The sequence below is a fragment of the Nitrospira sp. BLG_2 genome, assembly GCF_049222245.1.
This window is the reverse complement of the sequence record NZ_JBLYIG010000684.1, coordinates 1-10,325: the sequence shown is the minus strand read 5'-3', so window position 1 is coordinate 10,325 and position 10,325 is coordinate 1. Positions and strand designations below refer to the sequence as shown.

At 53.3% G+C, this 10,325-nt stretch carries 9 protein-coding genes and 1 pseudogene; 6 read left to right on the top strand and 4 right to left on the bottom strand.

The window, feature by feature from the left end; genetic code table 11:
* Positions 1 to 181 precede the first annotated feature (181 nt).
* From ACOSYY_RS18100 to ACOSYY_RS18090, 3 genes are all read left to right on the top strand, one after another.
* Positions 182 to 754 carry a hypothetical protein gene (locus tag ACOSYY_RS18100; protein WP_421664244.1) on the top strand — a complete coding sequence of 191 codons (573 nt, stop codon included), beginning with the start codon at positions 182 to 184 and terminating at the stop codon, positions 752 to 754.
* 132 nt (positions 755 to 886) lie between these two features.
* Complete coding sequence (locus ACOSYY_RS18095) at positions 887 to 2,566, top strand: isocitrate lyase/phosphoenolpyruvate mutase family protein (protein WP_421664243.1); 1,680 nt, start codon at positions 887 to 889, stop codon at positions 2,564 to 2,566.
* Between the two features lie 120 nt (positions 2,567 to 2,686).
* Positions 2,687 to 3,094: a PilZ domain-containing protein gene (locus ACOSYY_RS18090; protein ID WP_421664242.1), complete on the top strand. Its 408-nt coding sequence runs from the start codon at positions 2,687 to 2,689 to the stop codon at positions 3,092 to 3,094.
* On the opposite strand, the gene ACOSYY_RS18085 is transcribed toward ACOSYY_RS18090, so the two are convergent.
* Entirely contained in the window at positions 3,052 to 3,231 is a 180-nt protein-coding gene (locus ACOSYY_RS18085) for a hypothetical protein (protein ID WP_421664245.1), read from the bottom strand. The genes ACOSYY_RS18090 and ACOSYY_RS18085 overlap by 43 nt on opposite strands.
* A 39-nt stretch (positions 3,232 to 3,270) precedes the next feature.
* On the opposite strand from ACOSYY_RS18085, the gene ACOSYY_RS18080 reads away from it, so the two are divergent.
* The 3 genes from ACOSYY_RS18080 to ACOSYY_RS18070 all read left to right on the top strand — a co-directional run bounded on the left by ACOSYY_RS18080 (position 3,271) and on the right by ACOSYY_RS18070 (position 8,418).
* The gene (locus tag ACOSYY_RS18080; RefSeq protein ID WP_421664240.1) at positions 3,271 to 3,939 is read left to right on the top strand and encodes a TetR/AcrR family transcriptional regulator; all 669 of its coding nucleotides are present in this window, start codon (positions 3,271 to 3,273) and stop codon (positions 3,937 to 3,939) included.
* A gap of 15 nt (positions 3,940 to 3,954) precedes the next feature.
* Positions 3,955 to 5,136, top strand: coding sequence for an efflux RND transporter periplasmic adaptor subunit (locus tag ACOSYY_RS18075; protein ID WP_421664239.1), 1,182 nt, complete (start codon positions 3,955 to 3,957; stop codon positions 5,134 to 5,136).
* Between the two features lie 96 nt (positions 5,137 to 5,232).
* The gene (locus ACOSYY_RS18070) at positions 5,233 to 8,418 is read left to right on the top strand and encodes an efflux RND transporter permease subunit (protein ID WP_421664238.1); all 3,186 of its coding nucleotides are present in this window, start codon (positions 5,233 to 5,235) and stop codon (positions 8,416 to 8,418) included.
* Between the two features lie 6 nt (positions 8,419 to 8,424).
* Here the strand turns inward: ACOSYY_RS18070 and ACOSYY_RS18065 are convergent, their stop codons facing one another.
* The 3 genes and pseudogenes from ACOSYY_RS18065 to ACOSYY_RS18055 all read right to left on the bottom strand — a co-directional run.
* Entirely contained in the window at positions 8,425 to 8,754 is a 330-nt protein-coding gene (locus ACOSYY_RS18065) for an SCP2 sterol-binding domain-containing protein (protein WP_421664237.1), read from the bottom strand.
* Between the two features lie 99 nt (positions 8,755 to 8,853).
* Positions 8,854 to 9,198 (bottom strand): annotated as a pseudogene (locus ACOSYY_RS18060) (S-adenosylmethionine decarboxylase family protein); the annotation flags it as partial.
* Positions 9,199 to 9,655: 457 nt separating this feature from the next.
* A partial coding sequence (locus ACOSYY_RS18055) for an FAD-binding oxidoreductase (protein ID WP_421664234.1) occupies positions 9,656 to 10,325 on the bottom strand: 670 nt, incomplete at its 5' end.

Genomic DNA, 10,325 nt, shown 5'->3' with positions numbered 1-10,325 from the left:
ATCCGGTACGCCTGTGAAAAAATCGACCCCCATGTCCTGCATGGCTTGCACGAACACGTCGCTTTCAATCACTGGGAGTTCCCCTGGAATATTGATGCACACCCGCCGGAAACCGGCGCATTATAAGATACGCTCTGCGAGGTTCTCAAGAAAGATCCGCGGTTGAGTTGACTTCGCTCACATGTTAGCGTTGGTGCCGATACGGTTGTCGGCCGATCCGCCTGCACAGATGAAAGATTCCATCCAACCGGTATCCCTAACTTGGTCCTTGGTCCTGATACTCGTGATCGGGGGCGGACCAGTATGGGCTGTTCCCATGACAAATGACCCGAAGGGATTTCACGATATTCCTTGGGGAACCGCTTTATCTTCGCGCCAAGACATGGAATCGATACAGGCAGATCCGCATGTCGCCGAATATCTCCGCAAGACAGAGCCGCCATCATTCGCGGGAGCACAGATGACCAGCATCGTCTATGTCTCAGTGAACGACCAATTCGCGCGTGTCGTCATTCGGTATCAAGGAGAGCGCGCCCACCGGCAGGTGCTGGGCTTCTTGGAAAGCCGCTTCGGTCCACTGGAGCATCTTCCCGGGCAAATGGCGCGAGGACTCACACAGCAATACAACTGGCGCGGGACCGACACAGAAATCAATCTGACATATCAGGCCAGTCCAGAGCGTGGCTATATTTTCATGGATAGTCGCACGCTCGCACCACGGTTCAACGACTACATTAACGGTTCCGCAGAGTAGTTCGATAAATGCGTTTCTCTCCGCGCAGGTCACGAGAACGACGAGGCTCTGCCGGGGCCTTTGCCCTTCTGTCCCAGGCCGGACAAAAGTTCCCATTGACAACCGCTGCACGCTTTCGCATCATGTTGTCCTATGACGAACGCCGCGAAACTCCGGGCTGCATTGAAAAAACCGGGTGCCTTGAAAATAGTCGGAGCCCACGATGCGCTCAGTGCCCGTCTCATCGAACGCGCTGGTTTCGACGGTGTCTGGGCGAGCGGTTTCGCCATTTCAGCCTCGTTGAAATGTATCCCCGACGCCAGTTTTATCACTTCAAGCGAACAGCTCGACGTTGAACGGAATATCGTTGAGGCCGTGAGTATTCCGGTCATTGCTGATTGCGATACCGGATATGGCAACGCGCTGAATGTCATGCGGACCGTCAACGACCGCGAGCGAGCCGGCGTGGCGGCTATTTGCATAGAAGACAACGTCTATCCAAAGCGCTGCAGTTTCTATGCAGGCGTTCGACGGGAATTGATTCCCATTGAAGAGCACTGCGGCAAGATTCGAGCCGCAAAAGCGGCTCAGATTTTCCCAGAGTTCATGGTCATCGCCAGAACCGAAGCCCTTATCGCCGGATGGGGACAAGAAGAAGCGCTGAAGAGGGCTGAAGCCTATGCAGATGCGGGCGCCGATGCAATTCTGATCCATTCGAAATCCAAAAAGTTTGACGAACTGAAGGCCGTCTACAAACTGTGGTCAGGGCAGGTTCCGTTGGTCGTGGTTCCCACGATTTTCGACCAGACCACCGCGTTGGAAATGGAACAAGCGGGGGCAAAGATCATTATCTATGCCAACCAACCTGTACGGGCGGCCATTCGTGCAATGAAAGACACGCTGGATCTCATCAAGAAAGACACGCGCCCTGGAGCGGCGAACGACCGAATCGTCACGCTACCGGAAGTATATGACGTTGTCGGTGTCCCGCAAATGGAGCAAGATGAGAAACAGTTCCTTCCGGTGGGTAGCGAACGAATCACCGCGGTCATCGCCGCCGCCGGATTTGAAAAACAGCTCCTGCCGTTGATCGAGGATAAGCCGAAGTGTTTGCTCGATATTAAAGGGAAAACGATCCTCGATCGCCAGATCAGCGCCCTCAACGAATGCGACATCAAAGAAATTGCCTTGGTTCGCGGGTACAAAAAAGAAGCAATCTCGCTTCCCAATATCCGTTACTACGACAACGATCGTTATGAGGAAACCGGTGAACTCCTTTCGCTTTTCTGTGCCGAAAATGAGTTAAGGGGGCGAACCATCGTCTTGTACGGCGATATTATTTTTGATACCGCGATCCTTGAAAAGCTGCTTAAGAGTCCCGCCGACATTGCTTTGGTTGTCGATCTGGCTTGGTTTGATCAGGAACAACGAAATGCCCAGCCCACCCATCTTAACCCGGATCTTGTCTCACTGGCCGCTCCTCCCGGCAAAAGCTACTTGTCCCGATTCGTGATGCCCGAAGGTGAACACCAGGTGGTTAAGATCGGCCAACAGCTTCCGCGCGAATCGGCACATGGTGAATTCATCGGCATGGCCATGTTCTCGGAGAAGGGTACTCAAGCCCTTTGCGAGTCCTACCACGCTGCCCACAAACAGCATCCGTCATCCCCGTTTCACGAGTCTGCAAGCCTTGCCAAGGCATCTTTCACCGACATGCTGCAAGAACTGATTGACCAGGGCTATCGCATCCAAGCCGTGCCGATTTTTAAGGGATGGATGGAAGTCGATTCCTTCGAAGAGTACCAAAAAGCCTGGGCAAAGATTCGACAGTAGTTCCCCCTCGCACAGTAGCTGTCTCCTTACCACGGGAATTTCTTTTAGGCGGCGCATCATGTCGCTTCGCATGGCAAGATACATTGCCGAATTGAGTAGGAAAATACTCCAAACGAAGCTATGATGACGAAACTGATAATGAGCGGCCGAAAATCCTACGTGCCTTTAGATAACCGCTATGCCGAACGTGTAGCTGTCACGTGCCGAGTGCGCTATATCGGTGAAGTTCCGACGCAGCCTCACCAAGGCCAAGGACTCACAAAAAACATATCCGTTTCTGGTTGCCACGTCATCAGCGATCAGCCCGTGACACGGGGAACTTTATTGACTCTCACCATTACGCTCCCCGACGGATTGCCACAGCTTGTATTGAAGTCGACACATGTTGTGTGGGTATCAGGCTGCCAGTTTTCCGTCCGATTCATGGATTTGAACCGAGACCATCGAAAACGGCTGCAATCATTCATATGGAAAAGCATCTCTCATCAGACCGTGAGTAACCAACGAACTCGATTCCGACTTATGTAGCCGGCCCCCGCCTCCTCCTCTATCCCACGATTCTCATGGACGAGCTTACGCCGGCCGACTTGATATGGCCGGTCATGACCGAGAAGATCAGCCGCCTGTTCTATGACCTCCATACTCCACCGTTCAACTCTATTCATTGATCCACCTTGTCATCGTACAATTATTTATGCTAGTTCATGGTGAGTGACTACTTACTCACCATGAATCGAGCAAAGACATCTCCTCGTCAACGGCCGCAACCGTCACGAGCGTCGGGTCCTGAACGACAAGCCAGCCTAATCAGCGCTGCGACATCGTTGTTTGCCGCAAACGGCTTTACCGGAACAACCACTAAACAAATCGCCAAGGCTGCCGGCGTCAGTGAAGCGCTGCTCTTCAAACATTTTCCGACCAAACAGGCATTGTATACCGCAATTCTTGCAGAAAAAGCTCAATATTCCGAGTTGCGAGAAGCCGTCGAAGAAGCAACCAAGAAACGAGACGATAAACGGCTCTTTACATTGCTCGCTAGTTATCGGATCAGAAAAGGCTCGGATCCGACGTTGCTTCGACTACTCCTTTTCAGCGCCTTGGAAGGACATGAGCTGTCCAATATGTTTTTTCAGCAGCAGTATCGAGTTTTTCACAATCTCCTTGCTGGCTACATTCGCCGCCGCATTGATGACGGTGCGTTCCGCCCGGTCGACCCACTTCTTACCGCCAGAGCGTTCTTCGGAATCATCGTCCACCATCGACTGCTGCACGATATCTTTGGCTTGCCGATGCACCTGACCCACGAAGACACAGTGGCGGAATATGTTTCACTTTTCCTTGATGGGCTGGTCCGGCAATTGCCGGACTCGTAAGCTCAAAATACTCACATGAAACACCTATTCCGATATCCCTTTGTCGCCCTCGGAATCGTCATCTTTTTTTCCGTCACGGCTCTTGTCGCCTTTCGTCTGAGCACAGGCGCCAAAACCGACACAAACAAGACACGACTCATCACAGTAGGAGTGGTGTCTCCTCTGAGAGAGGATCTCAATATTCGCCTGGCCTATACGGCCGACATCACACCCAATCAAGTCGTCAATATCTTCTCACGGGTCGACGGCTACATCGCAAAGTTGCATGTCGATAAGGGCGATTTTGTAAGGGTCAATCAGTTACTCGTTGAAATCGACCATACCGACTATCATCATGGCGTCAATCAGGCGAGAGCCAACCTTTCGGCCGCGCAAGCGAAAGTCTCTCAACAGGATGCGGTGGTTCGCAACGCCAAGCTTACATTCGATCGCATGCAGGCTCTCATCAAAGACCAATTTGTCTCGCAGCAAGACCTGGACACCGCACTGGTCAACTTCGACGCCGCCAGAGGAGCACAGGAATCCTTGAAAGCACAGGTCAAACAAATGGAGGTCGCCCTTGCCCAGGCGGAAACCAACCTCGCCTACTCTTACATCCGGGCTCCATTTGCGGGCTATATCGCAGAACGAAATCTAGATACTGGGGCTTATGTAAGCAGCGCAACGGCAAGTACCTCGACGATGTCGCGGGGCATCATGAGCCTGCACGACATCAATACGGTCCGTGTGCTGATTGAAGTCGTCGAGCGAGACATTCCGTTGGTGAAGATAGGCCAAAAGGCCGAACTCCGCGCCGAAGCCTATCCAGACCAGGTGTTTGAAGGAACCGTCACCCGTATCGTCCAGGCCTTGAATCGTGAGACACGTACCATGACAGTGGAAATCGACTTACCCAATGGAGATCTCCGATTAAAAGGCGGAATGTTTGCTCGAGTCGAGGTTATAGTGGGAACCCATCATCAAGCATTGCAGATCCCCATCGAGGCCGTCAGTCGGCTGGAAGATACGCAATATATCTATGTCGTTCGAGAGGAGAACGCCCAACGCGTGGATGTCGAGATCGGTGCCCGTAACGGCAATCTCGTAGAAATCACTAAAGGTTTGACGGGTCTGGAACAAGTCATCATCGCCGGTAAAGACTTGGTGCACGACGGCACACCCGTACAAACCCAAACCCTTTCCCTGACATCAGACTGAACGATGAGGTGAAAGATTGAACAGAACCTATCATACCGTTGACACAGACAGTGAGGCCATCTCAACACTCAGCCATCATTTCTCTTTGTCTTCGATATGTGGCTGACCCTACTCGCATTGCGCAATCGCATCGGCATTCTGATGCTGTCACTTGCGATGGTGGTGTTAGGGCTGACTTCTCTTCAGCGCTTGCCGGTTGATCTCTTTCCGCAAATTCAGGTCCCGGTTGCCTTCGTTGGTGTCATTTACAAAGGAGCGCCTCCTCTCGACATCGAACAAAGCGTCGTATATCCGATTGAAAAAGCCGTGAGTTCCGCTTCCAATGTCGAACACGTCGAATCGTTCAGTAAACAAGGCCTCGGAGCCGTGCAGATCTGGTTCAACTGGGGGGCCGACATTAATGTCGGGCAGATGGAGGTGATGCAGCGCATCACCCAGATTCTGAACAGTCTTCCGCCCGGCATTTTGCAGCCTTTTATCGTCAAGTTCGACGTCTCCAACATTCCAGTCTCAATCGTTACGGTGTCGAGCGACGAACTGGACGAACGCGCGCTCTACGATTTGGCATACAACACCATCGCCCCGCAGATCGAGCAGATCGCCAATGTTGCAGCGGCAACCGTCGAAGGGGGCAAGATCCGCCAAATCAACATCAATCTGGATCCGGCACTGCTCAGTGCCCGCGGGCTTTCAATTCTGGACGTCGTGAAATCCGTCAAAGCCGCCAATTTGATTCTGCCTTCCGGAAACATCAAGGCCGGCAACCTCGACTACAACGTGTTTACCAACAACCAGTTTCGGACAGTCGAACCGATCCAAGACGTCATCGTGAAGGTCAATCAGCAAGGCAACCCTGTTCGCGTGCGGGACGTCGGAACCGTGACTGACTCGTCCGACATCCAAACGAACATCGTCCATGCCGATGGAGCCAAATCGGTGTTTCTCCGAGTGAACAAGCAACCGATCGCCAATACGGTCGAGGTCGTGGACGCCCTGCGTGCAGCGCTTCCGAGGATGTTCGGCATCCCCGAGGGGGTACAACTCGGCATTTCGTTCGATCAATCCCTCTACATCCGGCAATCCATCAATAATCTCGTCGAACAGGCTCTCCACGGCTCATTGCTGGCCGCAGCTGTCATCCTCATCTTCCTGCGCAACCTCACCAGCACCCTGATCGTTTCGGTTGCCATCCCCCTTTCCATGCTCGTGACTTTTATTGTGCTCTATTTTACCGGTCAGACCCTTAACGTCTTCACGCTTGGCGGGCTCGCCCTTGGGATTGGTCGACTGGTTGATGACTCAATTGTGGAGTTGGAGAACATCCAGCGCCATCTGAATGCCAATTCCAGCCGGTGGGATAGTATCCTCGAGGCAGCCCGGGAAGTCGCGATGCCGATCTTCGCGTCCACCGTCACGACGGTGGTGGTCTTCCTCCCGATGTTTTTCGTCGTCGGCGTCGCGCGTCTGCTGCTGATTCCATTGACTGTCACGATCGCCATTGCGCTCTTCACGTCTTTTTTAGTTTCCCGCACGGTCACGCCGACGCTCTGTTACAAGTTCCTCAAACCTGAACAAGAGGCTGGCCGGTCCATGCCGCATTGGTTTACCAAACTGATGGAGTGGAGCCGTAACCGGTATGAATCCCTCGATAGAAGTTACGAAGACTCGTTACGGTGGGTGCTGGGGCATCGCCCAATCTTCATCGTCGCGGTTCTGCTGATCTTCGTCGGATCGCTTGCCTTAATCCCTATGATCGGGACGGAATTCCTGCCGGTGTCCGATGAAAGCCAGTTCCGTATCGTCCTGCGGGCTCCCGTCGGCCAGCGAGTTGAAAAGACGGAGCAACAGGTTTCAGAAGTCGAGCGCGTCCTTCGCGCGAACATTCCGGCTACCGAACTGGAGACTATCGTCTCCAGCACGGGGATCTTGTCGCAAGGCCGCTCATCCCTCTTCAACCCTAATACAGGCCCCCATACCTCTTCGATTCAAGTGTACCTCGTCGAGCCTGCGAAACGGACCAGAAATCAGGTTGAGATCATGAACGATGTGCGTCCCAAGATCATCAAACTCTTCCCCGGCGTCTCGATGTATTTCGATCCTGGGGGACTCGTCAAACGTGTCACAAGCTTCGGCTCACAAAAGTCCGTGGATGTGGAAATCTATGGCTATGACTTCGACAAAGCGAGGGACGTCATCGCCCGCGTCAAAGCAATCATGGAGCGAATCCCCGGCCTGGCGGATATCGAGCCGAGCCGGGAAGAAAACTACCCGGAGGTCAATGTCATAGTCGATCGGGAGAAAGCTGCCTTGCTCGGCATCAGCGAAGCTGACGTCGCCAATGCTGTATTATTTTCCCTGAACGGAAACGGCCAAACCGACCCGATTATTTACACGGATCCGCAGAGCGGCAACGAGTATTTCATCAGCGCATGGCTCGCGGAGGAACACCGAAAGAGTCTCACCGATCTGGAGAATATTCTGCTCACGACCAAAGCCGGCGAACCGGTCTTGCTGAAGAATGTGGCTTCGCTCAAGCTGAACGCAGGACCGGTGAAAGTTGATCGAAAGTATTTTCAGCGAGTAGTCCACATTACTGCGAATCCTGTCAATCGACCGCTCGGCGAGATCGCCGAGGATCTCGAATCGGCATTCGCCGATCTTCAGCTGCCGGCTGGGTTCAGTATCAAGCTGGCCGGGCAGATTCAGCAGCAGCGCGAAACCTTCCAGGGATTGCAGTTTGCGGTCATCCTGGCGCTGTTGTTGGTCTATATGGTTATGGCCGCACAGTTTAAGTCGCTCATCGATCCGTTCATTATCATGTTCTCGGTGCCGATGGGCTTTCCCGGTGTCATCCTGATACTCTTCCTGACCGATACGACGCTGTCCACCACGTCGTTGATGGGCATCATCATGATGTTTGGAATCGTCGTCTCGAATGGTGTCCTGCTGGTCGATTACACCAACGTGCTCCGCCGTAGAGGCGAACCACTTCATCCGGCTGTCGTGACCGCGGCGCGAACCAGACTACGTCCCATTCTCATGACCTCGCTGGCCACGGTCTTCGGCCTTCTTCCCATGGCGATCGGCCTCGGGACCGGCGGCGAAACCAACGCGCCCCTGGCGCGGGCGGTCGTCGGAGGATTGAGCGTTTCCACACTGCTCACGTTGTTTCTGGTGCCGACGCTGTATGCGATTTTAGAGGAACGGTTTCCAAGAAGGCTTGACGTACAGAGGGGAGATCACCTGCAGACTCCCGCCGACAAGGTTCTTGTCCCGGAGTAATATTCGTTACCCCTCGGCAATGTTCGGGAACAAGGACTTCAGCTGCATGGCCAGTCCGATATCCCCGGTTACTTGTAGACGCCCCGACATCGCCATCGTCATCCCGCTGAGCCGTCCATTCAAGACACCGATACAGTCTTCCCCAGTCATCGATAGGGTTACATGCGGATCAGCATGGGTTCCATCCTTCACAACACAGGTCCCATTGTGCACCAGCAGATGGTACTGGCCGCCTTGGTTTCCTCGGAGGTCGAACTGGTAGACGGCATCGAGATCTTCGGCTGCATTCTTATCGAGCTTTGAAGGAAGTGAATCGAATACCTCTTTCATAGTCATAGTTTTCATCGTGAAATAACACCAATGATATGGGGTGGTTAAAGCATTCGGGGGCGTAATGCTAACGCCCCCGAAGCAAAGTCAATGTGAACGAAAGTTCTAGTATCTGAGTGTGGCGGTCGCAACACTACGACGGGCGCCGAAAAACTCCTTCGAAAACGACTCGACGACGGTGGGATCATACCCCTTGCAGCTGAAAATGTCGAGGTAGGCGTGATTGGTTTCATTGGCGAAATGCCCGCTGATCAATGAGGTTGAGATCAGCTGCACCATGGAATAGCCGGCTACGCGGCCTTCGCCAAAATTGACGACCTGGCATTCACCGTAGCGCTTCATGCCGATGAGCTCACAGAGCTCAATCACATAGCGCTTGATATAATCCGCGTCACGTATGAGATCGGGATTGCAATCGTGAAGATCAACAGCGGTGCAGAGCCCCCATGCATTGCCGCTTCCCACCATGTCTTGAACCGGTTGGGCATCAGCCGCAGGGGCGTCGGATGGTAAGATCGCGGACTCGGAGGAGGCCGAAGTACTCATAGGGGGTTGATCCCTTTCTGTAAGAGGTTGTGTTGAGGCGAACCATCATGCGTGAACTATACCATAAATTTTTTTGATTCGAATAAAAGCCGTGAGGAATATTTTGGGTTGAGGCGAACCGTCATCATCAATCGGTTGACAAGGTCACGGAGCTCAGGAACAATATGCTCATGCCATCCGCCCCAGTCACGTCCCGATCTGAGTTACCCGATCGCCTGTGCACTTGGTGCAAGGTTCTCATGATGAAACGGGTGGTGGGCGGCAACCAGTTTATCCATTACACCTGCCCCAAATGCATCTTTCAGCACACCACCAGGCTAGGATCCACCCTTCAAAAACCGGCTCCATGATCCTCTCCGCTCTAATAGTACTTTTCCCGGTAAATCGGGCATAATCCCTTCCTCTGAAGGTACGCCGTCACGTCCTTGATCATGTTTCCATTGCCGCATAGATAGACGGCTAAGTCGGCGACAGATGCCACTCGTTCTTGCACGAGACTAGATACCCGTCCTCTAACGCCGGTCCACTCCGGTCCTGGCTGCGAGAGGGTCGTTACAAAGGAAAAATGCGGATAGCGGTCGGCCAAACCTTGGAACTCGTCCTGGTAATATAGGTCCCGCTCACTTCTGACTCCCCAGAACAGCATTAGCGGTTGAGTGCCATCCTGCTCAAGCGCCGAGAGTATCATGGATCGAAATGGAGCAATTCCCGTTCCAGTCGCCACAAACACTATCCGTTTGGTTGGATCCTCTCGTAGGAGAAACGATCCTGCCGGACCTTTAAAGGTTACCGGATCGCCTTCACGAAGACCGTAAAGGTAGCTTGACCCAGGGCCCCCTGAAACCAGATTGAAGAGCAACAGCACTCGATTCGAGATCGAAGAAGGTGAGGCAATAGAATAGGGACGGGTGACCGGATACGGATGGCCTTCCTTTGGCATTTCAAATGAAATGAATTGCCCAGCCTTGAAGACTATTTCCTTCGGCTCGCACAGCGTGAGCTCCAGTTCTCGAACATCATGTGTCAGATCC

What these genes read in the sequence shown, in the direction of transcription:
- ACOSYY_RS18100 (WP_421664244.1), top strand. Translation starts at nt 182, where the DNA reads ATGTTAGCGTTGGTGCCGATACGGTTGTCGGCCGATCCGCCTGCACAG.
- ACOSYY_RS18095 (WP_421664243.1), top strand. Translation starts at nt 887, where the DNA reads ATGACGAACGCCGCGAAACTCCGGGCTGCATTGAAAAAACCGGGTGCC.
- ACOSYY_RS18090 (WP_421664242.1), top strand. Translation starts at nt 2,687, where the DNA reads ATGATGACGAAACTGATAATGAGCGGCCGAAAATCCTACGTGCCTTTA.
- ACOSYY_RS18085 (WP_421664245.1), bottom strand. Translation starts at nt 3,231, where the DNA reads ATGAATAGAGTTGAACGGTGGAGTATGGAGGTCATAGAACAGGCGGCT.
- ACOSYY_RS18080 (WP_421664240.1), top strand. Translation starts at nt 3,271, where the DNA reads ATGGTGAGTGACTACTTACTCACCATGAATCGAGCAAAGACATCTCCT.
- ACOSYY_RS18075 (WP_421664239.1), top strand. Translation starts at nt 3,955, where the DNA reads ATGAAACACCTATTCCGATATCCCTTTGTCGCCCTCGGAATCGTCATC.
- ACOSYY_RS18070 (WP_421664238.1), top strand. Translation starts at nt 5,233, where the DNA reads ATGTGGCTGACCCTACTCGCATTGCGCAATCGCATCGGCATTCTGATG.
- ACOSYY_RS18065 (WP_421664237.1), bottom strand. Translation starts at nt 8,754, where the DNA reads ATGACTATGAAAGAGGTATTCGATTCACTTCCTTCAAAGCTCGATAAG.